This window comes from Nocardia sp. CDC160, assembly GCF_035818795.1.
In the GTDB taxonomy this organism is placed as follows: Bacteria; Actinomycetota; Actinomycetes; order Mycobacteriales; family Mycobacteriaceae; genus Nocardia.
Genome location: NZ_JAYKYT010000004.1, coordinates 389,682 through 414,085 on the forward strand (window position 1 = coordinate 389,682; position 24,404 = coordinate 414,085).

The following is a 24,404-nucleotide window of genomic DNA, read 5'->3' on the forward strand; positions in this document are numbered from 1 at the left end:
CCTTCGGCCGCGCCCGGGCGGTGATTCGGGCGCGACGACGGAGGAGATGCAGTGCAGGACAGACAACGCGCGTGGGTTGGGGCGATCGTGACCGTGACGGCCGTCGTGGCCGGGGCGTCGCTGGTCGCGGGGTGTGGGTCGGAGACGAAGGCCGACAACGAGGTTCGGAACGTCATTTATTTGCTCGGTGACGGGATGGGGCGGACTCATGTGACGGCGGCGCGGCAGCGGTTCATGGGGGCCAATGGGCATCTCAATCTGGAGCAGCTGCCGTATGTTGGCGCGGTTGCGACGTATGCGGTCGAACCCAATTCGGCCAAGCCGTCTTTGGTGACGGACTCGGCGTCCGCCGCGACCGCATGGGCCTCGGGCGTGAAGACCTACAACGCGGCGATTGGCGTGGATGCTTTCGGCAAGTCGGTGCCGACGCTCATGGAGCAGGCCAAGGCTGCGGGTTTCGCGACCGGGAATGTCAGCACCGCGGAGATCACCGATGCCACTCCGGCCGCTATGTTCAGCCATGCGCTGCTGCGTGGTTGCCAGGGGCCGACTTTCAGTGAATCGACCTGCTTGCCCAAGAAGTCCGATGGTGGCTTTGAGGCGCAGCCCGCGGACAAGACGCTGGTCACCCCGATTGCCGAGCAGATCGCCCGCAACGGTACCGCGGATGTCATCTTCGGCGGCGGTCTGGCGCGGTTCGAGCCCGACGATCAGAAGGCCATGCAGGACAACGGGTATCAGGTGTTGGGGAGCATGGGCGATCCGGCGCTGAAGGCACAGACCGCGGAGAGTCAAAAGGTGGCCACCGCGGCCGACCTGAAGTCGGTGACGGCGTCGAAGGTGATCGGGCTGTTCAATCGCGGGAACATGACCGTCACCAATGCCCGCGACGCGCTCCCGGACTCCGCGCCGGAGAAGAAGGAGCCGACGCTGGCGGAGATGACCAGCAAGGCCATCGATCTGCTGTCGAACCGAAAGGGCGACAAGGGGTTTCTGTTGCAGGTGGAGGGCGCGCTGATCGACAAGCGCTCGCACGCCAATGATGCCGCCCAGACCCTCGACGAGGTCAAGGCCTTCGACGACGCGGTGGCCGCGGCCGTGGACTTCGCCAAGAAGGACGGGCACACCATGGTGGTGGTGACCGCCGATCACGAGTGCGCGGGCTTCAACATCATCGAGAAGAACACCTTCGTCAATGCCGAGGCCGTCGCGCCCCCGGCCAATGTCGATGCCACCAACCCGGCCAACAACAGCAAGCCCGGCCGCGATGGCAAGGAGAACGTGAAGGATCCGGCGTGCTCGACCGGCTTCATCAATGGTGCGGGGCAGGCGGATCCGCGCAACTTCGCCCCCGCGACCTTCCGGACTCCCGACGACCCGGCCGAGGTCAAGGACGGTTCCCCGGAGGCCAGCCTGTGGCTGACCTACCTGTCGGGCAACCACACCGGCGCGGATGTCCAGATCTACGCCTACGGCCCGGGCGCGCAGGTCTTCGCGGCGAGCCAGGACAACACCTCGCTGTACACCAAGATGCACAAGGCGTTGCTGCCGTGAGTAAGCGAGCCGTTGTCCTGATCGGAGGTCTGCTCGCGGTGCTGGTCGCGGGGTGCTCGTCCACCTCGCATCCCGCGACCCCCGCACCCGCGGCAGCTCCGATGGCCGCGCCGCGTACGACCGAACCGCCCGCCACCACCATCTCGGTTGCTCCGGGAGAAGTGCGACTCTCACCCGGTCCCTTCACGGACCGGGTGCGGCTGACCGGAACTCGCCTCGACGGCCCCAGCGTGCACGGCACGCTCGCGATCACGACCGATGTCAGTGACATTCTGGCTCTCGAGGTCCACGCCGCCTTCTACGACGCCACGGGCCACCTGGTCGGCACCGGAACCTTCGAGCACGCCGACGAGGAACCCGTCGCGGGTGGTCCGCACATTTCCAGCAACGACGGCATTCCCTTCACCATCACCGCCACCCCGGCCGCCACGACGGCCACGGCCGCCGTGCTGTCGATTCCGGTGCTGGTGAACGAATAACCCACGGCCACAACGGGAGTCCGGTGATCCCGCATCCACGCCCCTCGTGCAGATGCGGGATCCTTGCCGGATCGGTCGACGCTGCCGTCGCCGCCGAATCCCTTACCCGGGGTACTACTGGGTGGTTCTTCGTTCGGGGCGCGGGATCGGTTACAGAATTCGCAGGTAGCGGCCCGAATTGGGGCAAATGAGACATTTTGGGACGGCGACATTTCCGGTCGGAAGACCGATTCGAGTGGCCTGGATTGCGCAGTCGCGGGCTCGAGGGCGGGGTGGGGGGTAGATTGTGTGTATCTGAAAGTTACTCGTAAGTAGGAGGCGATGATGCCGGTGCCGGATGCGGCGGTGTTCGAGCGGTTGCGGTCGTTCGCGGCCGTGGATACCACCCAGGAGCACGCGGACCGCGCGATCACCGAGGTGTTCACCGGTCGGAGCCTGGGGGCGGTGCCGGTGGGCACCGCGGCCGATGTCGCCGCCGCCGTGACCAAAGCCCGTGCCGCCCAGGCCGAATGGGCCGCGCGGACGCCCAAGCAGCGGGCCGAGGTACTGGATCGCTACCGGGCGCTGGTCGTCGAGAACCGCGAATTCCTCATGGACATCGTGCAGGCCGAGACCGGCAAGGCGCGGTGGGCGGCGCAGGAAGAGATCATGGGGCTGATGTTCGCGGCTCGCTACTTCTCCCGGGTGGCCCCGCAGCTGCTCGCGCCGCACAAGGCGGCGGGCGCGTTTCCGGTGCTCAACCGGGCCTCGGTGCGTGCGGTACCCAAGGGCGTGGTCGGCGTGATCGCGCCGTGGAACTATCCGATGCTGCTCTCGGTGGGCGATTCGATTCCGGCGCTGCTGGCCGGAAACGCCGTGGTGGTCAAGCCCGACAGCCAGACCCCGTACTCCTCGCTGGCCAATGCGGAGCTCTTCCTCCGTGCGGGTCTGCCGCGTGACCTGTTCGCGGTGGTGCCGGGGCCGGGCACGGTGGTCGGCACGGCCATTGTCGACAGCTGCGACTACCTCATGTTCACCGGCTCCTCGGCCACCGGCCGCACCCTGGCCGAGCAGTGCGGCCGCCGCCTCATCGGCTTCTCCGCCGAGCTCGGCGGCAAGAACCCCATGATCGTCACGCGGGGAGCCGATCTCGACAAGGCCGCCAAGGCCGCGGTGCGGGCCTGCTTCTCCAACGCGGGTCAGCTCTGCATCTCCATCGAGCGCATGTACGTCGAGCGCGCGGTCGTCGACCAGTTCACCGAGAAGTTCGTCGCCGCGGTGAAGGCCGCCAAACTCGGTGCCGCCTATGATTTCTCGACCGATATCGGCAGCCTCATCTCCGAGTCGCAGTTGGAGACGGTCACCAAGCACGTCGCCGACGCGGTGTCCAAGGGGGCGAAGGTGCTCGCCGGTGGCAATGCGCGGCCCGACCTGGGCCCGCTGTTCTATGAGCCGACGGTTCTGGCCGACGTCACCGACGCCATGGAATGCGGCCGCAACGAGACCTTCGGCCCGCTGGTGTCGATCTACCCGGTCGATTCGGTGCAGGAGGCCATTGCCCGCGCCAATGACACCGAGTACGGCCTCAATGCCAGTGTGTGGGCGGCCAGCAAGGCCGAGGGCGAGCGCATCGCCGAGCAATTGCACGCGGGCACGGTCAATGTCGACGAGGGTTACGCGCCCGCGTGGGGCACGACCGGTGCTCCCATGGGCGGCATGGGAATCTCCGGCGTCGGCCGCCGTCACGGTCCCGACGGTCTGCTGAAGTTCACCGAACCCCAGTCGATCGTGGTGACGCGCTTCCTCAACCTGGATGCTCCGGCCTTCATCCCTCAGGACAAGTGGCAGCCGTTCCTGATGACGATCGCGCGTAGCATTCGCTTCCTGCCCGGTCGCTGATCGGCCTCGACCCAGGCTTACGGGGCGCTCGAGACGGTGTCAAATCCCGTCCCGCACAAAAAGACTCGCGTCACCACCACGGTGGTGACGCGGTTACGTTGCAGCGATGCGCTTTCCGAAGCTCGGGGTCCGATCCCGGATCCTGGCCATCGCGCTGGTCCCGAGCTTGGCGCTGGTGGTCATCGGTGTCAGCGCGACCGGCACCCTGGTGGATCGCTCCCACCGCGCCCGCAGCTGGGCCGACGAAATGCAGGCGGGCATCGCGCCGACGCGTGAGCTGATCGAGGCGGTGCAGGTCGAGCGGCAGCTCACGCTGTGGCGGATCGCGGGAGTGGACAACGATGTTCGGCGGCTGACCACGGCGCGGCAGCGGCTCGATAATGCCCTGCGGGCGCTCGCGCCCACGCAGTCCGCGCTGACCCACATGGGTCCGGAATCCATGGGGCAGGCCACCGACGCCATTGCCGAGGTCAGCAAACGACTGGTCAGTCTGCGCTCGGGTGTCGACGCGGGCACCGTCGCGCTGGCCGACGCCTACGCGCTGTACAACCGCATTCCGCAGAGCGTGATGGCGGGCGTGCAGATCGCGGAGAAGACCGCACCCGACGCGGCCACCGCCGTGGAGCTCACACAGGCCGCGGATGTGCTGCACTGCCTCGAGGCGATGAGTCGCGCCTACGCGCTGGGCGCGTCACTGATCGACGGCAATGATCTCTCGCCCGAGCTGGGCGCGGAATACCTCAGTCTGGTCGGCTATTACCGCACCCGCATCGACGGCATTGTCACCCAGCCGGACGAGCGGCAGGCCGCCGCCGCGAAGGCGCTGGTCGCCACGACCGCCTGGCAGCGGCTCGGCGTCGTCGAACCCGTGCTGGCCCAGCGCACCCTGGTGCCGACCGACGGCTCGGCGAAACGGGTGCCCGCGCAACCGCTTCCGATCTCGATGGCGGATTGGCAGCGCAGCTCTGACGAGGTGACGCACGGCCTGGCCGACCTGTGGCAAGCGGAGAACACCGACGCGCAACAGCTGGCCAGCGAAGCCGCCTCGGAGACGACGCGCACCTCGCTGTGGGCCGGTGCGGGCATGATCGTTGTGGCGATCGTCGCCATCCTGGTCGCTCTGGCGCTGGCCAATCGCATCATCCGCAGGCTGACCCGGTTGCGCGACCGCACCTTTGCGCTGGCCGACGAGGAGCTGCCCGAGACCATGCGGCGACTGGCCGCGGGTGAGGGTCTGGACGCCGAGATCGCGAAGCCGACCCTGGATTTCGGGCGGGACGAGATCGGCCAGGTGGCAGCGGCTTTCGGCCACGCCCACGCGGCCGCCGTCGCGGCCGCGGTCACCGAGGCCCGCACCCGCGAGGGCGTGAAATCGGTGTTCCTCAATATCGCCCACCGCAGCCAGGTGGTGGTCCACCGTCAGCTGGAGATTCTCGACGCGGCCGAATCGCAGCAGGAAGACCCAGCGCTGCTGGACATCTACTTCCGCCTGGACCACCTGGCGACCCGCGAACGCCGCAATGCCGAGAACCTGATCATCCTCGCGGGCGGACGTCCCGGCCGCCAATGGCGCAACCCGGTCCCGCTGCTCGAACTGGTCCGCAGTGCGGTCGGCGAGACCGCCGATTACACCCGGGTCCGAACCGGCCGCCTGCCACAGGCTTTCATCGCCGGACGGGCCGTCGCCGACCTCATTCACCTGCTCGCCGAACTCATCGACAACGCGGCCACCTACTCCCCGCCCCAATCCCGCGTGGACATCTCCGGCGCGTCCGTCGGCCGCGGCGTGGCGGTCGAGATCAGCGACCAGGGCATGGGCATCCCCGCCGACCACCTCGACCGCCTCAACGCCCTGCTCGGCGCCCCACCGGATTTCGCGGTCACCAGCCTGTCCGAGGATTCCCGCCTGGGCCTGTTCGTCGTCTCCCGCCTGGCCGCCCGCCACGACATCTCGGTCCGCCTCTCCGACTCCGACTACGGCGGCATCCGCGCCATCGTCCTCATCCCGTCCTCGGTCATCGAAGGCGAAATCCCCGCGCCCGATCAGCGCAGTGCCGGGCAGGCGCGAGAGCTGTTCTCGGCCATCGAGAACGGGACCCGACAGGGGCGGCAGGCCGATGACGGTTTGTCGCCCTCCCATCTACAGGAAGGCGACGGTGAATACCTCCCACGCTGGTGATCTGGACTGGCTCATCGACGATCTGGTCGACAAACTCGCGGGTGTGCGGTGCGCGGTGGTGCATTCCACCGACGGGCTGCTGCTGGGGCGGTCGAAGAGTATGAGCCGCGAGGATGCCGAGCACTTCTGTGCCATGTCGTCGACCCTGTTCGGGCTGTCGCGCAGTGCCGGACACCGTTTCGACGGCGGCGCGGTGCGGCAGGCGGTGATCGAGCTCGAGCGCGCGGTGCTGTTCGTGACCGCCGCGGGGCCGAACGCGTGCCTGGCGTTGCAGTCGGATGCGGACGCGAATCTGGGCATGGTCGCCTACGAGATGAATCTGACAGTGCAGCGTGTCGGTTCGTTCCTGTCCGCCGCGCCCCGGCATCGCGCTTGATTGCGGTGAATTCCACTGTGCCGCCGCCGATTCGCGCTCCAGAACTGCGATTCAGCGGCGGCACATCCTGCGATTCACCAACATACATAACTTCGGATGTCAATCTTGTTCCCGCTCACCGGGACCGAAGCGGCGAATGTGACATACGTCCCGTTACCTTTGCCCGATGTTCAGAGCGAGGCTCGGGGTCCGGACCCGCGTGCTCGCCATCGCACTCGTCCCGAGCCTGGCGCTGCTCGCGATCGGTGTGGGTGGCGCGGGTTATCTGGTGGTCGAGGGCAAGCACGCACGGGAGTGGGCGGAGGCCTTGACGTCCGCGGCCCCGACCACCAATGAGTTGATCGTCGCGGTGCAGCAGGAACGGCAGCTGTCCCTGGCCCAGATGGGCGGTGGCGACGACGCCAATCCGAAGGCCTTGGCGCAGGCGCGCTCTCGCCTCGACAAAGCGTTGCAGGGCTTGGCCGCGATCACCCCGACCATGCAGAAGCTCGGCCCCAAGGGTATTGGTGACAATGTCGGCGGCCTGACCACCCTCAGCGGTCAGCTGGCCAGCGTGCGCACCCAGATCGACACCAACGCCATCCCGATCTCGGATGCCTACTACTTCTACGGCAAGCTGCTCGAGGTCGTGTGGATCGGCACCCGCATGGTCGCCGACACCGCGCCCAGTTCCGAGGTGGCCCTGGAGGTCGCGAACGGGCTGCAGATCGCGCAGGCCTCGGAGATGCTCTCGCGGGAAGCCTCGGTCGCCGAGGTGCTGTTCGGCGGCGGCAGCGTGCCGCCCGAGCTGGCCATCGAATTCTCCCGCGTGGCAGGCACCTACCGCGTGAACCTCGGCGTGCTCGCCGGTGGCGACGGCGGGGCGGGCGACAAGGACATGCAGGCCCTCATGAACGATCCGGACTGGACGAAGATCGTCATGATGGAGAACGTGCTGCTCTCGCGCGCACTGGATCCGATCACGGTGCCGCCCAGCAAGCCCGGCGCGGCCCCGCAGGTCGCCCCGCTGACCTTCACCCCGCAGGAATGGCGCGACACCGTCGCCAAACTCAATACCCAGATCCTGCATCTGTGGGACACCTCGAGTCGGCACAACGAGGCCGCCGCGGCGGCGGTCGGCGACCGCAATGCCCGCAACTCCGCACTCGCCGGTGGCGGCATGCTGGCGGTCTCCGCGCTGGCCTTCCTGGTCTCCCTGATCCTGGCCAACCGGATCATTCGCCGCCTCAAGGGCCTGCGCAACGAGACACTCGTGCTCGCCGACGAGCGGCTGCCGGAGATCATGGCCAAGCTGCGTGAGGGCGCGCCGGTCGATCCGGCCGCCGAGGCCGCCGTGCTCGACTTCGGACACGACGAAATCGGCCAGGTGGCAAAGGCGTTCAACCACGCCCACGCCGCCGCCTTGGCCGCCGCCGTCACCGAGGCCCGCACCCGTGAGGGCGTCAAGGCGATGTTCCTCAATATCGCCCACCGCAGCCAGGTCATCGTGCACCGGCAGCTCGAGATTCTCGATGCCGCCGAGTCGAAGCAGGAAGACCCGGCGCTGCTGGACATCTACTTCCGCCTGGACCACCTGGCCACCCGCGAACGCCGCAATGCCGAGAACCTGATCATCCTCGCGGGCGGTCAGCCCGGGCGGCAGTGGCGAAACCCGGTGCAGCTGCTCGAGATCGTGCGCTCGAGTGTCGGCGAAACCCTCGACTACACCCGCGTGAAGATCGCCCGGCTGCCGGAGGTGTCCATCGCGGGCAGCGCGGTCGCCGACCTCGTGCACCTTTTGGCCGAGCTGGTCGACAACGCCGCCGCCTTCTCCCCGCCGCAGTCGCAGGTCGAGGTGCGCGGCGGCATTGTCGGCAAGGGCGTGGCCATCGAGGTCATCGACCAGGGCATGGGTATGCCCGAGGAGGAGATGGCGCGGGTCAACGAGATCCTGCGCGATGCACCCGATTTCGGTGTGAGCATGGTTCCCGACGACTTCCGTCTGGGCCGCTTCGTCATCGCGCAGCTGGCCTCCCGCAACGGTATCTCGGTGCGGCTCACCGAATCCGATTACGGCGGTGTGCGGGCCATCGTGCTGGTGCCGAACAACCTCACCGTGCAGCCCTCGGGTCGGACCGGTGAAATCCCTGCCGTGCCACGGCAATTGGATACCGCCGAGCCGTCCGCGGCCGCACTGGCCGTCGCCGCGCTGCCGCAGCTGCCCGCAGCCCCGCCGTCGATGATCTCCAACTACGATCTGCCGATCGTCGGCTACGAGCCCCCGGCGGCCGAAACGCCCGCACCGTCCGCGCCTTACAGTCCGCCGGTCGCCTCGAAGTTCGAGCCGTTCGGTCCGGCCACCGGCTCCTTCGCCAAGCAACCCGAACCGGCCGATCCCCCGACGGGCAACCACCTGCCCCCGCTGTCCTTCGGCGCGGCAACACCATTCGACCCGCCGACCAACCCGCGGCCCGCGCCGGAACCCCCGGCCGCCCCGCAGCCGCCGACCGCGCCGCAGTCGGAAAACGGTTTCCGGGCTCGCGAATTCGGACGTTCCCATTACACTGGCTCCGACGTCCGACCCGCGCTCCCGCGTAGGCGTCGGCAGGCAAGTCTCGCACCGGAATTGGCGCAGGAGCAGGCGGCCCCCGAGCCGACTGTCCAGGCCACCCGCACGGCCGAGCAGGCCCGAGACCTTTTCTCCGCCATCGAAAACGGAACCAGGCAGGGCCGCAAGGCCGACCCCGGTTCGTTCGGGCCTGAGTCGCAGGCGCTCTTTGGGCCAACACAGTCGGAACGACAGGAAGGCGACGGTGACCACCTCAAACGCTGGTGATCTCAACTGGCTACTCGATGATCTGGTCGACCGGCTCGCAGGCGTCCGTCACGCGGTGGTGCACTCCACCGACGGGCTGCTGCTGGGCCGCTCCTCGGCCATGAGCCGCGAGGACGCGGAGCACTTCGGTGCCATGTCCTCCACCCTCTATGGTCTGGCCCGCAGTGCGGGCGGCAGATTCGACGGCGGCGGCGTCCGCCAGGCGGTGATCGAACTCGAGCGCGCGGTGCTGTTCGTGACCGCCGCTGGCAGCCACGCCTGCCTGGCGTTGCAGGCCACCGAGTCGGCCAACCTCGGCATGGTCGCCTACGAGATGAACCTGACCGTGCAGCGTGTCGGCAACTACCTGTCCACCACCCCGCGCCACAACCTGGCCGGACAAGGCAACCCCCGACTGTCATGAGGCCGGGGCCGGGGGAACAGTGGTTCGATGACGCGGCCGGTCCGCTCGTGCGCCCCTACGCACGGACCGGTGGCCGAACCATGGGCGCTGCGCACGATTTGGACATGCTGACGGTGGTGGTGGTACCCAATGCCGCCCCACCGCTGCGGCGGGTCGAACCCGAATACGGGGACATCGTGCGGTTGTGTCGGCTGCCGCTGTCGGTGGCCGAGGTGTCGGCCGCGCTGCGGCTGCCATTGGCGGTAACGAAAATCCTGGTGGGGGACCTGATATCGGACAATATCCTCAATTTCCGGGCCCCGGCCTCCCCCGAGACCGCGCCCGGTGACCTCAACATTCTGCGAGCGGTACTCGATGGCATTCGAAAACTCTGATACCGCCCAGCCCATGGCCGCCTCGGTGAAGATCCTCATCGCGGGCGGCTTCGGCGTGGGCAAGACAACGATGGTGGGGGCGATCTCGGAGATCACCCCGCTGCGCACCGAAGAGCTCATTACCGAGCTGTCCGCGGGCGTGGACGATCTGCGCGGCGTGGAGGGCAAGACCACCACCACGGTGGCGCTGGACTTCGGCCGCATCACCATCGACCAGAACCTGGTGCTCTACCTGTTCGGCACCCCCGGACAGGACCGATTCTGGTTCCTGTGGGACGAATTGGCGCGCGGCGCGCTGGGCGCGGTCGTGCTGGCCGACACCCGCCGGTTGGAGGGGTCCTTCGCCGCGATCGACTTCTTCGAGCGTCGGGGCGTCGCGTTCACGGTGGCCGTCAACTGCTTCGAGGGCGCGCCGCTCTACACGCCCGCCGAGGTCCGCGAGGCGCTGGATCTCGACGAGCGCATTCCGGTACTGCTCTGCGACGCCCGCGATCGCGGGTCGTGCAAGAACGTGCTCATGACCCTGGTCGAGTACCTCATCGAGCGAGCCGCCTCGACCGGGGCGCACGTCTGAATTCCCTCTCCCCCAACGACAATCGCGTCCGACCGGCGACCCCGGTAGGACGCGATTCGCGTTTCGGGGTGATGCTTAGCCCAACACCGCTTGCGCGTCACCGGTCAATGCGGTGAGCAGCGGCTTATTCCAGCCGCCGGATTGCGCGTTGTAGAGGGCGAAGGTCGGGCCGAACGACCATGCGCCCCAGGAGAATCCGCGCTCCTCGGCGAGCAGCCGGTTGAACGCGGTCCAGCGGGCGCGCGAGGCATTGTCGGCGTGCACCGAGGTGCCGAACTCGCCCAGGAAGATCGGGCGGTCCGCGGCGGCGGCCCAGGCGGCGATCCCGTCGAAGCCCGCGGTGAGTTCGGCCCGCTGGTCCGGGGTGCCGTCCCAGGTATTGCCCAGCCAGGACTTCGGGTCGCCGAAGGGTGTCGTGCCCAGCCATTCCTCGCCCTGCATGGTGAAGGTGATCGGCCAGTACTGGTGCACGGTGACAATGAGATCGCGGTCCGCCGTGGGCAATTCGAGTTGCGGCAGGGTCCGCGCATTGTTGTAGGCACCGGGACCGACAATGACAGCGCGGTGCGGATCGACCTTGCGCAGCACGGTCAGCAGGCGCGCGATGTAGTCGTTCCACAGCGCGTCCAATGCCTCGCGCGGTTCGGCCAACGGCTCGAGCAGAATCGATTCCGGGTGGGCCGCGAATCTGGTGGTGACCTGCTCAGTGATGGACAACAGCCGATCCAGGTACTTCGGCGGATCCGCCATCAGCTCCGGATCCAGAAAGTTGGTCAGCACCAAGGCGAGTCCGCGTTCGGTGGCCTGCTCGGCCAGCGTGGCCACCCGCTCGAGGGCTGTGGCGTCGATCTGGAATCCGGGCCCGGTATGGGCCGCCCAACAGACACCCAAGCGGACAGCGGTGAATCCCGCCTCCCGGCACAGATCCAATTCGTGCTCCCCCACCGGGAGCGTCCAGCCCTGCTCGATATCGGCACCCAGATCCAGTCCGATATTGATCGTCCGGGCCAGCAACCGGTTGGTGTCGTGAATACCCATGTCACTCAAATCCTTTCGGCCATACCAAACGACCCGTTCGCAGGTCGTCCGCAAAGGTGACCAGCCACTCGTGCTCGGCGCGGCGCAGGGTCTGCCCGTAGGTCTGGTCGGTGAGGAAGATCGCCGGAACCTCGCCCACGGCCGCCACCGCCGCGTCGACCGCGTCGATCTGCTCGGCAATCCGCTGCGCGCGCTGCGTCACCAGGTCGATGACCTCGGATTCGGGCAAGGCGAACATGAACAGCAGCGCGGTGGTGAACGCCGCCTGATCGTGCGCCGGGTCGCCCAAGAGCTCGCGCAGCCACTGCGCCAGCGTCCGCAGCCCCGACTCGGTGATCCGATACACCGTGCGCTCGGGCCGATTCCCTTCCCGCGCAGCCTCGCCCGCCTCGATGAGCCCGGCGGCGGTGAGGCGGCGGACGGCGTCGTACATCGAGGCGTTCTTCAGCTTGAGCACCGCGTCGTGACCGCGCTCGCGCATGACTGTCCGCATTTCGTATCCGTGGCGGGGTTTCTCCGCCAACAGACCCAGCACGGCCAGTGTGACGGGAGTGCGCAGTAACCGCGGTGCCATATCGCTCCAATAGTCGAACTCGGCTAGTTGAAATCGACTATACGCGCTGGGTGTGGAAATAGACATCGCCCCGTCGAATGCGAGATTCGACGGGGCGATGTGGGAGTCGGCCGGAAGTGCTTGCCGCGGTGATCAGTTGGGTTCGACGTCGGCGAAGTCGCTGATCCAGCGGTGATCGCCGCGGGGGCTGTTGGGCTCGCCCGGGCGGGTGACGCCGATGGCCTGCCAGCCCGCCGCGACGGCCGCGTCGACCTCGTCCGGATGATCGGAGAGGAACAGGATCTGTTCCGGCGGGACGCCGATGGCGCTGGCGATCTTCTCGTAGGAGGAGGCCTCGCGCTTGGGGCCCGCCGTCGACAGATCGAAATGGCCGCTGATCAGTGGGGACAGGTCGCCGCCGCGGGCGAAGGCGAACCAATCCTTTTGATTGCGAACCGAACCCGAGGAATAGATGTAGAGCTCGAGTCCGGCGTCCCGCCAGGCGCGCAGCACCGGCGGCACGTCGGGGAAGAACTCGCCGTGCAGCGCGCCGCTGCGGAAGCCCCCGGCGCAGATGACGCCCTGGGCGGCCTTCAATGGCTCGGACTTCACATCGGTGTTGAGCCAGTTGATGAGGATCTCCGCCACCTCGGCGGCATCCGCGTCGGGCCGACCGGCCTGGGCGCGGGTCGCCTCGATAATGGGATCGGCCGCGCCGCCGGTGTTTTCGGCCAGCCAGCCCGGCAGCCGGTCACGGGTGTACCCGTAGAGGTCCTCCCGCACCGAACTGGTCGGGCTGGTAGTGCCCTCGATATCGAGCACGACCACCTTGATCATGCCGGGGCCAGCAGCTCGTCGAGGGTCGGGAAGCCGCCGGAGATCTTGTCGCCGGTGAAATCGCCGATCCAGCCGTCCTCTTCCTCGAAGAAGCGCACCGCCACGAATTCGGGACGGGAGCCCATATCGAACCAGTGCAGCGTGCCCGCCGGGACCGACACCAGATCGCCCGCGGTGCAAACGGTCGCGAGGACCTCGTCGCCCAGGTGCAGGTAGAAGCAGCCCGCGCCCGCGGCGAAGAAGCGGACCTCGTCCTCGGCGTGGCGGTGCTCGTCGAGGAACTTGGTGCGCGCGGCGACCGCCTTGGCGGGCCACTCCGGGTCGGCGTCATCGGGGTGGATGCGGGCCACGTCGATGAACTTGTAGCGGCCGTCGGCATTCAAAGCGTCGATGCGCGGCTGGTATTCGGCCAGCAGCTCCTCGGTCGTGGTGTCGGCGCTGAAGCCCTCGAGCAGCGGCCAGCGCTCGAAGGTGATGCCGCGCTTGCCGAGTTCGGCGGCGATCACCGTGTCGTCGGAGGTGCGCAGGATGACATCACCGGCGTCCTTGTCGGACATGATCTGCAACAGAGTCATAAGGGGTTCCTTTCTCGGAACTAATTCTGGCCCACCGGGATCTCACGGTGACCGGTCAATGTGGTCAGCTCACACATGGCCTCGAGGCATTCGGCCCGATCCCGTGCCTGCGCCAGGCTGGCGCCCCAGGCGGTGATGCCGTGCCCGGCGATGAACAGCACGGGCGGGGCATCCGGGTGCTCGGTCAGGTACTTCTCGATGTCCGCGCCGATCTGCGGGACGTCGGCGTGATTCGGGAAGACCGGGATGTCGATGAGATCCGGGCGGGCCGAACCCAGGCCCTTGATCAGCTCGTAGCCCGCGAAACGCGTTGTGGTGACACTGGATCCGGCCGTTTTGATGGACACGGCGGTGGCGTGCGGCGGGTGCACGTGCACGACCGCGGCGGCACCGCGGGTGCGGTAGACGGCGGTGTGAATGGTGGTCTCGGCGGAGGGCTTGCGGCCGGACGTGTCGACCGGCTTGGAGTCCACGACCGCGACGGTCACCATGTCGGTGGCCGTGAGCTCGCCCTTCGACAGGCCGCTGGCGGTGATGACGGCCGTATCACCCTGTCGCACAGAGATATTGCCCGCCGTGCCGGGCATCCAGCCGCTGGCGTAGAGGCCGCGCGCGATCTCGGCGATCTCGGCACCCGCGGAGGTGACGGTCGAGCCGGAGGCGGTGGGGGTCTCGTCGGAGGAAGAAGTCCGCGCCACGCTCGGGTCGCCCAGCACGCCGTACTCGGTCACCACCGCGGTGACGAGCTCGGCCGGGGTGACATCGAAGGCGGGATTGAAGGTCTTGGTGCCCTCGGGAGCCGTTGCGACGCCGCCGAATCCGGTGACCTCGGCCGCGGCCCGCTGCTCGACCACGATGTCGGATCCGCGCGCAGTGGAGATATCGCGGGTCGATTCGGGCGCGACCACGATGAACGGAATGCCGTGGTGCTTGGCGGCAATGGCCAGCATGTAGGTGCCGATCTTGTTGGCGACGGCACCGTCGGCGGTAATGCGGTCCGCGCCCACCACCACGGCGTCCACCTGCTCGGTGGCCATGGCCCAGGCGGCGGCGGAATCGATGGTGAGGCGGTGCGGGATACCGGCTTCGGCCATCTCCCACGCGGTCAGGCGCGCGCCCTGCAGCAGCGGACGCGTCTCGTCCACGATCACCTCGGCCAGCGCGCCGCGCTGATGCAGCACGCGCAGCGCGCCGATCGCGGTACCCCAGGCGGTGGTGGCGAGGCGGCCGGTATTGCAATGGGTCAGCAGGCGCAGCGGACGGTCGGCGCACAGGCGCTGAATCAGATCGGCGGCCTCGGTGGCGGCGGCCAGATTTACGCGGCCGTCCTCGGCGAGCAGTTCGAGGGCCTCGGCTTCCATGGCTGCGACGCCTTCGGAAAGTTTGGCCAGTGTCCGCTGCACGCCCCAGGCCAGATTCACCGCGGTCGGTCGGGCATCCGCGATCCGGGCGGCCTCGGCCTCGACTCGCGTGGTGTCGACCACACCGTCGGCGGTCGCGGCCTGCGCCGCGATCACCACGCCGAACGCGCCGCACACGCCGATCGCCGGTGCGCCGCGCACGGCTAGGGTCTTGATGGCATCGATGACCTCGTCGACCGTCGTGATTCGAAGCTCCCGCAATTCGTGCGGCAGCGCCCGCTGGTCGATGGTGACGAGCGCACCGTCGGCCCACGCGATCGAACTCTGATCCATCTAGTTATGTCCTCTTGACTGGAGAATTGCGGCAGCGCCCACGGCCGTGGACACACTCCACCGTATCGAACCCGGATCCATCCCTGACCGGCAGGTTTCGGATCACGACAATCCGAATTCGCGGTTTTCGCGCCGGATGCCCCGAAGGACGTGTATTACGGCCCCGGCGTTGTCAGCTCGCGTCCCCCGCACATACCGCAGTACCCTCCCGGTATGGCAAGACAGCGTCGCACCCGCAAGATCACCGTGACGATGCCGGAGGAGATCGCCGCCACCCTCGACGACTGGCGCAACTCCGGCCGCATTGCCTCGATTTCGGGTTTCGTCGCCGAGTCCGTGAAGGCCCGCGTCGACCGCGCCGAATCCCTGGCCCGTCTCGAGAACGCCCTCGGCGGCCGCCCGCCCCTGGACCTGATCAATCGCGCCCGCGCCGTCCAAGGCCTGCCCCCCTTATCGGATGAGGAGAACGCCAGCGGCGACCGCGGCGCGGCATGACCCCCGCCGCCCCCACCCTGGGCGGGGTCGTCTTCGACACCGCCGCGCTCACCGCCTGGGCGCACCGCGTGGCCTACGTGCAATCGGTGGTCTGGGCGACCGCGGACGCCGGGCACACGATCATCGTCCCCGCCACCGCGCTGGCCGCGGCCCGCGCGCTCATTCCGCCCGGGCGGCTGGACATCCTCTCGGTGCTGCTGGATCTGCCGAACACCGTCATCCAGCCCCTGGACCGACCCGCCAGCGACCACCTCGGCGACACCCTCGCCGACCGGCCCGACGCCGACGCGTTGATCCCGGCGGGGCACGCCACTCTCGAAGCGGTGAGCCGGGATTGGCCCTGCCTCACCGACCGACCGGACACGCTGCGGAAGCTGGATCCCCGCGTCCAGACCGACAAGCTGCCCTGATCGGCCTCCGGCGCACTGGTTTTCGCTCAGGCCCGGTCTATCGCTCAGGCCCGGCCGAGCGCGAGGGTGACATTGTGGCCACCGAAGCCGAACGAGTTGCTCAATGCGTAGCGCAGCTCCTGGTAGCGGGGTTTGTCCGCCACCACATCGAGCTCGGTGTCCGGGTCCGGGGTCTCGAAATTCAGTGTGGGCGGGATGATCTGCTCCTCGAGCGCCCGCAGCGTGAGCATGGCCTCCAATGCGCCGACCGCGCCGATGGAATGGCCGAGGGCCGATTTGGGCGCGTACACCGAGGCTTTCGGTGTGACCGCCATGATCGCCTTCGCCTCGGAGGCATCGCCCACCTGGGTTCCGGTCGCGTGCGCATTCACGTGGTCGATATCCTCGCCGGTCAATCCGGCTGTCGCGAGGGCCTTGCGCATTGCGCGGGCGGCTCCGTCGCCGTCGGGGGCGGTGCCGGTGATGTGATAGCCGTCGGAGGTGATGCCCGCGCCCAGCACCCGCCCGAGGATCTGCGCGCCGCGCGCTCGCGCGTGCTCCTCGGACTCCAGGACCAGCAGCGCGCCCGCTTCGCCGAAGACGAAGCCGTCCCGATCCTTGTCGAAAGGCCGTGAGGCACGCTCGGGTTCGTCGTTGCGCGTGCTCATCGCCCGCATCATGGCGAAACTGGCGATCGGCACCGCATCGATATGACCCTCGACGCCGCCCGCGACCACGACATCGGCCTCACCGGTGGTGATCAGCCGCCACGCGTGCGCGATCGCCTCCGCGCCCGACGCGCACGCCGAAACCGGCGCGTACACACCGCCTTTCGCGCCGATCTCCAGTCCGACGGTGGCGGCGGACCCGTTCGGCATCACCATGGGCACGGTCATCGGCGGCACCTTCCGGTACCCACCACTCCGCATCAGATCCACCGCGTTCACCAGCGACTCACCGCCCCCGAGCCCGGTCCCGACTGCGACCGCGAGCCGCTCCGCCTCGACCTCCGGCGTCCCCGCCTCGCTCCACACCTGCCGCGCGAGCACCAACGCCAACTGCTGCACGAACGACATGCGCCGCTGCTCGACCCGCGTCAGCTGCTCCCCCGGCTGCGCCACCAACCGCCCGCCGATCCGCACCGGCAGCTCGTACTCGGTCACGAAATCATCTGCGAGCCTGCCGATTCCACTCTCCCCCGCCAACAGCCGCACCCACGTCGACTCCAGATCGGCCCCCAAGCAGGTGGTAGCCGCCATAGCCGTGACCACCGCACCCCGCCGAGTTTCTGTACCACTTGTTACACCCATGCCGACATGGATACCTGTACCACCCGCTACAGTCAACCCGTGCCCCGCCCACTCGACCACGCCCGCCGCGCCGAACTCCTCGAAGGCGTGATCGCCTACATCGCCGACCACGGCCTGTCCGAACTCTCCCTGCGCCCCCTTGCGGACTACCTCGGCACCAGCTCCCGCATGCTCATCCACTACTTCGGCACCAAGGAAGCAATGCTGGTCGCCGCCTTGGAAACTCATCGCCCCGATATCGGCGCCATGTTCGCCGATATCGACGACCCGGAAACCCTCCGCGCCCGCCTACGTGGTTCATTCGAGCGGAACACCACCGGAGACAGCGGCACGAGTCTCCGTGTACTCCTCCAAGTCCTCGGCGCCGCAACCGTTCCGAACAGCCCTCTCCTCCCCTACGCAACCGCCGCCATCAAGGCCGTCATCACCCCCTTGGCCGAATCCCTCCACCGCATCGACCCCACCATCCCCGACCCAGAAGCCTCAGCAACCCTTCTGGTCTCCGGAATGCGCGGCCTGATCCAGGACTACTGGATAACCGGCCACACCGACCGCATCGACCGCGCCGTCAACCTCCTCGTCACCCAAGCCCTGAGATGACCCCCGACGAGCATGCAATCCAGCAGAAAAACGCCGAGAAGACTCCTGCTGGATTGCATGCTCGTGGGCGTTAGGGGTGGAGGGAGGGGCGGTTGCGGAGGATGAGGGTGGTGGCTGCTGCGGCCAGGGCTATCAGGGTGAGGGCGAAAGTTGTTGTGGCGGTGGAGAGGCCGACTGCGTCGCTCAGGTAGCCGACAGAGACGGGGAGGAGTCCGGCGGGGATGTAGCCGCCGACGTTGAAGGCGGCGTTCGCCTCGGCGAGGCGGGTTGGCTGGATGGCGTGGTTCAGGAGGGAGAGGCCGCCCAGTTGGCCGAGGCCCTGGCCGGTGCCCGCGAGGAGGGCAGCGGCGATGAGGGCGGGTGCGGAGTGGGCATGTACGGCCAGGATGAGGGTGGCCATGGCGAGGGCGGTGCCGACAGCCGAGGCGGTCATGATCGCCGGGCGCGGCAGGGAGCGGACGGCGAATTGGACCGCGGTCGCCGTCAGGAACATGGCGAAGGCCATGGCACCGGCGATGATTCGGCTGGTCGTGCCCAGCAGGCCGGACAGCAGGGACGGACCCAGGGACAAGACGAAGGACGTCGCGGTGATTCCGGGGGCGAAGACCGCGATGCCGAGGGCCAGTTGACGGGCGTTGCCGCGCGGGACGCCCGGGATCCGGATCCACGACCCGGTGCCGGTTGATGTCGGTCGGGCCACCGGCATCCGCAGGACGGTCACGAAAGCCGTGGCCAGCAGGGCGATTTCGACCAGGAAGACGGTCACGGTCGGCGCGGGTGCCGTTTCGGACAGCACACCGGCGAGCAGTGGCCCGACGCCCGCGCCGAGGACCATGGCGCACGAGGCGAGCAAGGCGCCGAGCGGCTTGCGGCCCGGTCCGGCCACGTCGGAAACCGCAGCCATGCCCGCCGAAACCGCTGCGCCGACGGCGATTCCGGTCAGCAGGCGCGCGATCATCAAGGCGATCACATTCGGGGCGGTCGCGAAGATCAGGCAGGCGGTCGCCGCGAGGGCCAGGGCCGGGAGCAGGACGGCCCGGCGGCCCAGCCGGTCCGAGGCGACGCCGGAGATCAGCAGCGATCCGAGCAGGCCGACGATGTAGAACGCGAAGACCACGGTCATCGTGCCCTTGGAGAATCCGAAGTCGCGCTGCCACAGGACATACAGCGGTGTCGCCGCGTTCGAGAGCACGAAGATCGCCGTGACTGGCCAGGCGGCGAGCCAGATCCACCATGTCGGTGCGAGGCCGGGCGGGGTCTCGAGGTCCGTCGATGCCTTGGGGTCCGCCAAGCGCGCGTGTGTCGCAACCACTTCCACTACCTCCAACTCATAGTTCGAATCGACTCGAACTAGTACGAATGGAGTCGAACATAGCATGCTGTACGATCAAAGTCGTACTAACGATGACAGTGAGGAGTTCGCCGATGTCGACGAAGGTGCGCCCGGCGCTGAAGTTCGCGCTCCCGCCCGAGCCGGACGCCGTGCCCGACCCGCTGCCCGAACCGGCAATCGACGAACTGCGACTCGAGACCGTCATGGGCGCGCTGAGCGACCCGTTGCGGATCTTCATCGTCCAGAAGCTGCTGCTCGAGTCCGAGGCCTACGACCACCCCTGCGGCTGGTTCGGCATCGATCGCCCCAAATCCTCACTGACGCACCACTTCAAGGCATTGCGCGAAGCCGGAATCACCCGACAGCGTCAGTACGGCCTGGAGCGCCGCAGTCAGGTCCGCATCGACGATCTCGAAACCCGCTTCCCGGGCCTACTCGCCCTCGTCGCCGCCTGGCAGCCCGCGGAGTAGCCGCCCGCTAGGCTGCGCGAATGCAGACCGACCGGGAACAGCGACTGATCGACACCGTGGCATGGGTGCGCATCGAGGACGGCCGAATCCTGTGCGCGCGGCCGCGCGGCAAGGACGTCTTCTACATCCCGGGCGGCAAACGCGAAGGCGCGGAGACGGATCTGCAAACCCTGGTGCGGGAGATTCGCGAGGAGCTGACCGTCGAGATCGCACCGGAAACCGTCGCCCACGTCGGCACCTACGAGGCACTGATTCCCGACGCCGTCGTGCGCATGGCCTGCTACACCGCCGACTACTCCGGCACCCTCGCGGTCAGTAGCGAGATCGAAGAGATCTCCTGGTTCACCTACGCCGACCGCCCGCATGTGCCGCCGGTGGATCAACTGTTGTTCGACGACCTGGTGGCCGAGGGCCTACTCGCGGCCTGACGTCCGGAAACTGGAACATGTACCGGACATGTACTTGCCGGTAATCATACACAGTCTGGTCACAATGTAGAACATGTTCTAGTGTTGTGGGCACAACGTTTCCAGTGCCGGAAAGTTCAGAGGAGCCCACCACCAATGCGTACCGAGATCTGTGATCGCCTCGGCATCGACGTGCCCATTTTCGCCTTCACCCACTGCCGGGACGTGGCCGCCGCGGTCAGCAATGCGGGCGGCCTGGGTGTGCTCGGCGCGGTCGGGTTCACCGCCGAACAACTCGAGGTGGAGCTGCAGTGGCTCGACGAGCACGTGCACGGCGTCTACGGCGTGGACCTGGTCATCCCCTCCAAGTACGAGGGCAAGGGCGTCGAGGGCCTGACCCCCGAGGAGCTGGAAGCCCAACTGGCCAAGCTGGTTCCGCAGGGCCACCGCGACTTCGCCGAGAAGATCCTCAACGACCACGGCGTTCCGCACCTGCCGCCGGAGGAGAAGCACAACCAGCTGCTGGGCTGGACCGCCACCACGGTCGCCCCGCAGATCGAGGTGATTCTCAAGCACCCCAAGGCCAAACTGGTCGCGAACGCCCTGGGCACCCCGCCCGACGACGTCATCAAGCAGATCCAGGACTCCGGCCGTCTCATCGGCGCGCTCTGTGGTTCGGTCAAGCACGCGCTCAACCACAAGAACGCCGGACTGGACTTCGTGGTCATGCAGGGCACCGAGGGCGGCGGCCACTGCGGCGAGATCGCCTCGATGGTGCTGTGGCCGCAGGTCATCGACGCGATCGGCGATATGCCCGCGCTGGCCGCCGGTGGTATCGGCAATGGCCGTCAGATCGCGGCCGCGCTGGCCATGGGTGCGGCCGGTGCATGGACCGGCTCGCTGTGGCTGACCGTCGAGGAGGCCAATGTGCCGCCCGCGCAGATGCAGACCTACCTCGACGCCACCAGCTCCGACACCGTCCGCTCGCGCTCGTGGACCGGCAAGCCCTGCCGCATGCTCAAGAACGACTGGACCGAGGCCTGGGAAGCCCCCGAAAACCCCAAGCCCCTGGGCATGCCGCTGCAGATGATGGTCGCCCTCGACGGCGTCAAGCGCGGCCATCGCTACCCCGAGCAGGCCAAGGACGTGAACTTCAACCCCGTCGGCCAGGTCGTCGGCATGATGAACAAAATGGAGCGCTCCGCCGACGTCGTCCAGCGCCTCATCGCCGAATACCTGGAAGCCTGCGAGCGCCTCAACAAGCTCAACAACGCCTGACCCCAACGGGATTCGGCACGCCGGAAGGGCTACCCGGCGTGCCGACCCGCACCACGGCTCCGCTCGGCGAGTGGATGATCACTCGCGCCGGTCATCGTCACCAGCGCGGGCCAGGCCGGCAGGTTGAGATCGCGATGGCCATCGGCGCACCGCATTACGAACTTTCCCGATTCGTCGGACCTGTTGGCATGGGTTGAGGGTTGCCGTGGTCCCCAGATGTCTGGCCGCGGCGGCAAGCCCGGCGCGGCACAGCGGCTTACCGACCGCAGGATCGGACCCGCATTAGGGTGGTCGGCATGGGGAAGGTGGAGCGGGTGTGGCGGGCGGCGTACTTCGCGCTGGTGGGGGTGCCGGTTGTGTTCGCGCCCACGGGGGTTCGGGCTCGGGTGGTGCGGCGGGTGTTTCGGTCGCCGTTCGAGCTGCGGGACCCGGGGGTGGGGCGCGCCCTGGTGCATTCGGTGCTCGCGTTGGCGGTCGGACTGGTCGCCTGGTTCGCGGCGTTTCTTATGGTCATCGCCGCGGTGCGGGGGATCTTCTATCCGCTCATCGCGGCGCACGATTACGAACATTCCTGGGGCGGGCCGACATTGGCGGGTGCGTGGGCGGTGCATTTCGCCGGGGGCGCGCTGCCGTTTCCGCTGTGGATTCTGCTGATCGCGGGTCTCGGCTGGATTCAGCTGCAGTTGACTCGACGTTTGCTGGGTCGGGTCGGGCCGTGGTGGCCCGTCCCGATCTCAGTGCTGCTGTTCCTGGGCGGGACAGCGTTTTTCATAGCCTGGCTGCATCAGGTGTGAATCAGCACAGCGGGTACTTGGACCCCGTGTAGCTGCCCTTGAGCAGGCAGACCAGAAACTCCAGGCCTTCCTTGCCGTAAGTGGCCGAGCCACTGGCGGATCCGCTGCCGTCGACGTCTTGGGCCGGAGTCAGCACAACCTCCGCCTGCGCAGGTGCGGCGAGTGCCGCCGCCGGTGTCAGCAGTGCGGCCGACACGGTCAACGCGCCGAGGAACTTCCTGGAATTCATTGGGCCTCCATTGTTCTCGATCTTGACGGGGCCCAGTATGGAAGCAGCGTCGACACCGTCGACAGCCCAGCTTTCGGGGACACGAGAATCCGGGGCAGGTGTGAGACCGGTCTCGGAAACGCGCGTGTGGCTTGCCGTTTCGGGTGGTGGATTGCCACGGTGGTCGGGATATGTTGCAGAAGAAGATCTCTTCCCCAGCCCTGCGCCGCGCGCTGAAGGCGGCCCTGTCGCTGCTGTTCGCTGTCGCGTTGGCCATTGTGATCGCCGTTCTCGAAAACCACGGTGGCTCCGGCAAACCGGATTCGAGCGGGCCACCGGCTCCCGACCGCGGCGGTCCGGTGGGGTCGGCGAAGGAGATCAGCGCCCTGCTGGGAAAGCTGAAGGTCGCCGACGAAATGCCGATGACCGGATACGCCCGGGAGCGATTCCCGCACTGGGACACCGAGAAACCCGAGCACGGCTTCGGCGACACCTTCGCGCAATACAGCCTCTGCACCACCCGCGACGTCGTCCTGCTGCGCGATGCGACCGGGCCGGTGAAGCTGGATCCGAGCAGCTGCAAATTGACCGTCGGCACCAATGGCGGCTGGCGCGATCAATACGGGGTCATGGACAAGAAGACCAATGCCCTCAAACCCTATAAGTGGACCACCGATTCGTCGGGCCTGGACATCGACCACATCGTGGCGCTGGCCGAGGCCTGGCGTTCGGGCGCGGCGAAGTTCGACGACGACACCCGCCGCCACATCGCCAATGACGCACTGAACCTGGTGATTTCCGACCCCACCGCCAACCGCTCCAAGGGCGATCAGGATCCGTCGAGCTATCTGCCGCCCGGGAATTTCCGGTGCGCCTATATCGGCCGCTACATCCAGGTGAAAGTAAAGTACGGATTGAACGTCGATGCCAAAGAACAGTCCGCGCTGCAGACCGCGGTGGCGGACTGCGCCAGCAAGGGAGAGTTCACATAGTCGCCATCGTCGAAATCCGTAGCGAGGCAGCCGTCATGACCCGGGAAGAGGGAACGGTCTCCGGGGATCTCGATGTGACGCTGGATTATGCGGGCCATGGGCTGGTGCGCTATCGCGGCACCGCCACTTGGTACACGATCGGCAATCTGGAGGACGAGGAACCGCGCAGCTGGGACAGCGTCGAGGAACTGGCCACCGCCATCGAGAACGAGAGCGGTGGCCGCGACGCCGCGGGCAATGTGGTGCCGTTCGAGGCGTGAACGTTGATCGCTAGTCGCGCACGGCCTTCCTAGTCGTGCACGGTCTTCAGGACCTCGGCTCGCGCTTTGACCGCGTCGGTCATGTCGGTGAATCCGGTGGTCAGGGCGCGGCCCAGCAGCCCGGAGACCACCGGTGCGAGTGGGCCGTTCAGCTGGAAGTGAGAGAAGTAGCGGGTCCGGCCATCCTCGAGCGCGGTCACGGTGTGCGAGCGCTCGCTGCTGAGCAAGCCCAACGGCATGGGCTTCATGTTGTAGCTGAATTCCTTACCCGGCGTATGGGTCCGGATGAACTCCCGCTGCTGCTTCGGCTTCGGCCCGACCAGCCGCACCTTCATATCGATCGGCGACCCCGGTTCGAGGGTGGTCTTGCACTCCATGCAGAAGGGGTTCCACTCCCCGTACTTGTCCACATCGGTGAGCACCTGCCACACCAGCTCGGCGGGCGCGTCGATCTCCACGGTCTTATCGATGACGAAGGCCATGGGGGAACAATACTGAAACCAGTTCCAGAACGTCGCCCATGCCCTCCCGCTACGGTC

At 67.6% G+C, this 24,404-nt stretch carries 27 protein-coding genes; 18 read left to right on the forward strand and 9 right to left on the reverse strand.

Going from position 1 to position 24,404, the window contains the following annotated elements; genetic code table 11:
* Positions 1–51: 51 nt before the first annotated feature.
* The 9 genes from VMT40_RS23215 to VMT40_RS23255 all read left to right on the forward strand — a co-directional run bounded on the left by VMT40_RS23215 (position 52) and on the right by VMT40_RS23255 (position 10,632).
* Complete coding sequence (locus tag VMT40_RS23215; RefSeq protein ID WP_326360759.1) at positions 52–1,554, forward strand: alkaline phosphatase; 1,503 nt, start codon at positions 52–54, stop codon at positions 1,552–1,554.
* On the forward strand, positions 1,551–2,033 hold the full coding sequence (locus VMT40_RS23220; protein ID WP_326360760.1) for a hypothetical protein: 483 nt from the start codon (positions 1,551–1,553) through the stop codon (positions 2,031–2,033). The genes VMT40_RS23215 and VMT40_RS23220 overlap by 4 nt, the downstream gene beginning before the upstream one ends.
* A gap of 324 nt (positions 2,034–2,357) precedes the next feature.
* Positions 2,358–3,911 carry a succinic semialdehyde dehydrogenase gene (locus VMT40_RS23225; protein WP_326360761.1) on the forward strand — a complete coding sequence of 518 codons (1,554 nt, stop codon included), beginning with the start codon at positions 2,358–2,360 and terminating at the stop codon, positions 3,909–3,911.
* 106 nt (positions 3,912–4,017) lie between these two features.
* Entirely contained in the window at positions 4,018–6,090 is a 2,073-nt protein-coding gene (locus VMT40_RS23230; protein ID WP_326360762.1) for a sensor histidine kinase, read from the forward strand.
* Positions 6,068–6,466 (forward strand): roadblock/LC7 domain-containing protein, encoded by a 399-nt coding sequence (locus VMT40_RS23235; protein WP_326360763.1) that lies wholly within the window; start codon positions 6,068–6,070, stop codon positions 6,464–6,466. Before VMT40_RS23230 ends, VMT40_RS23235 begins: the two co-directional genes overlap by 23 nt.
* 166 nt (positions 6,467–6,632) lie before the next feature.
* Positions 6,633–9,281 carry a sensor histidine kinase gene (locus VMT40_RS23240; RefSeq protein WP_326360764.1) on the forward strand — a complete coding sequence of 883 codons (2,649 nt, stop codon included), beginning with the start codon at positions 6,633–6,635 and terminating at the stop codon, positions 9,279–9,281.
* The gene (locus VMT40_RS23245) at positions 9,259–9,684 is read left to right on the forward strand and encodes a roadblock/LC7 domain-containing protein (protein ID WP_326310961.1); all 426 of its coding nucleotides are present in this window, start codon (positions 9,259–9,261) and stop codon (positions 9,682–9,684) included. Before VMT40_RS23240 ends, VMT40_RS23245 begins: the two co-directional genes overlap by 23 nt.
* On the forward strand, positions 9,681–10,058 hold the full coding sequence (locus VMT40_RS23250) for a DUF742 domain-containing protein (protein WP_326310962.1): 378 nt from the start codon (positions 9,681–9,683) through the stop codon (positions 10,056–10,058). Before VMT40_RS23245 ends, VMT40_RS23250 begins: the two co-directional genes overlap by 4 nt.
* On the forward strand, positions 10,039–10,632 hold the full coding sequence (locus VMT40_RS23255) for a GTP-binding protein (protein WP_326310963.1): 594 nt from the start codon (positions 10,039–10,041) through the stop codon (positions 10,630–10,632). The genes VMT40_RS23250 and VMT40_RS23255 overlap by 20 nt, the downstream gene beginning before the upstream one ends.
* A gap of 75 nt (positions 10,633–10,707) precedes the next feature.
* On the opposite strand, the gene VMT40_RS23260 is transcribed toward VMT40_RS23255, so the two are convergent.
* From VMT40_RS23260 to mtnA, 5 genes are all read right to left on the reverse strand, one after another.
* Positions 10,708–11,670, reverse strand: coding sequence for a glycoside hydrolase family 5 protein (locus VMT40_RS23260; protein WP_326360765.1), 963 nt, complete (start codon positions 11,668–11,670; stop codon positions 10,708–10,710).
* Position 11,671: 1 nt separating this feature from the next.
* Entirely contained in the window at positions 11,672–12,244 is a 573-nt protein-coding gene (locus tag VMT40_RS23265) for a PadR family transcriptional regulator (RefSeq protein ID WP_326360766.1), read from the reverse strand.
* Positions 12,245–12,376: 132 nt separating this feature from the next.
* Positions 12,377–13,060 (reverse strand): acireductone synthase, encoded by a 684-nt coding sequence (gene mtnC / locus VMT40_RS23270; protein ID WP_326360767.1) that lies wholly within the window; start codon positions 13,058–13,060, stop codon positions 12,377–12,379.
* On the reverse strand, positions 13,057–13,635 hold the full coding sequence (locus tag VMT40_RS23275; protein ID WP_326360768.1) for a 1,2-dihydroxy-3-keto-5-methylthiopentene dioxygenase: 579 nt from the start codon (positions 13,633–13,635) through the stop codon (positions 13,057–13,059). Before VMT40_RS23275 ends, mtnC begins: the two co-directional genes overlap by 4 nt.
* Before the next feature lie 20 nt (positions 13,636–13,655).
* Positions 13,656–15,329, reverse strand: a complete 1,674-nt coding sequence (mtnA, locus tag VMT40_RS23280; RefSeq protein WP_326360770.1) for an S-methyl-5-thioribose-1-phosphate isomerase — start codon at positions 15,327–15,329, stop codon at positions 13,656–13,658.
* Positions 15,330–15,542: 213 nt separating this feature from the next.
* Here mtnA and VMT40_RS23285 point away from each other — a divergent pair, with 213 nt between their 5' ends.
* Both VMT40_RS23285 and VMT40_RS23290 read left to right on the forward strand, forming a co-directional pair.
* On the forward strand, positions 15,543–15,824 hold the full coding sequence (locus VMT40_RS23285) for a hypothetical protein (protein ID WP_326360771.1): 282 nt from the start codon (positions 15,543–15,545) through the stop codon (positions 15,822–15,824).
* Positions 15,821–16,234 carry a hypothetical protein gene (locus tag VMT40_RS23290; protein ID WP_033091132.1) on the forward strand — a complete coding sequence of 138 codons (414 nt, stop codon included), beginning with the start codon at positions 15,821–15,823 and terminating at the stop codon, positions 16,232–16,234. Before VMT40_RS23285 ends, VMT40_RS23290 begins: the two co-directional genes overlap by 4 nt.
* A gap of 44 nt (positions 16,235–16,278) precedes the next feature.
* Here VMT40_RS23290 and VMT40_RS23295 read toward each other — a convergent pair whose 3' ends face one another.
* Entirely contained in the window at positions 16,279–17,523 is a 1,245-nt protein-coding gene (locus tag VMT40_RS23295; protein WP_326360772.1) for a KasA/KasB family beta-ketoacyl-ACP synthase, read from the reverse strand.
* Between the two features lie 39 nt (positions 17,524–17,562).
* On the opposite strand from VMT40_RS23295, the gene VMT40_RS23300 reads away from it, so the two are divergent.
* Complete coding sequence (locus VMT40_RS23300; protein WP_326360774.1) at positions 17,563–18,123, forward strand: TetR/AcrR family transcriptional regulator; 561 nt, start codon at positions 17,563–17,565, stop codon at positions 18,121–18,123.
* A gap of 70 nt (positions 18,124–18,193) precedes the next feature.
* Here VMT40_RS23300 and VMT40_RS23305 read toward each other — a convergent pair whose 3' ends face one another.
* On the reverse strand, positions 18,194–19,435 hold the full coding sequence (locus VMT40_RS23305) for an MFS transporter (RefSeq protein ID WP_326360775.1): 1,242 nt from the start codon (positions 19,433–19,435) through the stop codon (positions 18,194–18,196).
* Between the two features lie 113 nt (positions 19,436–19,548).
* Between VMT40_RS23305 and VMT40_RS23310 the strand changes: the two genes are divergently transcribed.
* From VMT40_RS23310 to VMT40_RS23325, 4 genes are all read left to right on the forward strand, one after another.
* Positions 19,549–19,926: an ArsR/SmtB family transcription factor gene (locus tag VMT40_RS23310; protein ID WP_326360777.1), complete on the forward strand. Its 378-nt coding sequence runs from the start codon at positions 19,549–19,551 to the stop codon at positions 19,924–19,926.
* Between the two features lie 20 nt (positions 19,927–19,946).
* Complete coding sequence (locus VMT40_RS23315; protein WP_326360779.1) at positions 19,947–20,354, forward strand: NUDIX hydrolase; 408 nt, start codon at positions 19,947–19,949, stop codon at positions 20,352–20,354.
* Positions 20,355–20,489: 135 nt separating this feature from the next.
* Positions 20,490–21,611 carry an NAD(P)H-dependent flavin oxidoreductase gene (locus tag VMT40_RS23320; RefSeq protein WP_326360780.1) on the forward strand — a complete coding sequence of 374 codons (1,122 nt, stop codon included), beginning with the start codon at positions 20,490–20,492 and terminating at the stop codon, positions 21,609–21,611.
* Positions 21,612–21,907: 296 nt separating this feature from the next.
* Positions 21,908–22,405 (forward strand): hypothetical protein, encoded by a 498-nt coding sequence (locus tag VMT40_RS23325; protein ID WP_326360781.1) that lies wholly within the window; start codon positions 21,908–21,910, stop codon positions 22,403–22,405.
* A 1-nt stretch (position 22,406) separates the two neighbouring features.
* On the opposite strand, the gene VMT40_RS23330 is transcribed toward VMT40_RS23325, so the two are convergent.
* On the reverse strand, positions 22,407–22,634 hold the full coding sequence (locus tag VMT40_RS23330) for a hypothetical protein (RefSeq protein ID WP_326360782.1): 228 nt from the start codon (positions 22,632–22,634) through the stop codon (positions 22,407–22,409).
* A gap of 170 nt (positions 22,635–22,804) precedes the next feature.
* On the opposite strand from VMT40_RS23330, the gene VMT40_RS23335 reads away from it, so the two are divergent.
* Both VMT40_RS23335 and VMT40_RS23340 read left to right on the forward strand, forming a co-directional pair.
* Positions 22,805–23,605 (forward strand): HNH endonuclease family protein, encoded by an 801-nt coding sequence (locus VMT40_RS23335; RefSeq protein ID WP_326360783.1) that lies wholly within the window; start codon positions 22,805–22,807, stop codon positions 23,603–23,605.
* A gap of 35 nt (positions 23,606–23,640) precedes the next feature.
* Complete coding sequence (locus VMT40_RS23340) at positions 23,641–23,865, forward strand: hypothetical protein (RefSeq protein WP_326360784.1); 225 nt, start codon at positions 23,641–23,643, stop codon at positions 23,863–23,865.
* A gap of 29 nt (positions 23,866–23,894) precedes the next feature.
* Here the strand turns inward: VMT40_RS23340 and VMT40_RS23345 are convergent, their stop codons facing one another.
* Entirely contained in the window at positions 23,895–24,347 is a 453-nt protein-coding gene (locus tag VMT40_RS23345) for an SRPBCC domain-containing protein (RefSeq protein ID WP_326360785.1), read from the reverse strand.
* Positions 24,348–24,404: the final 57 nt, after the last annotated feature.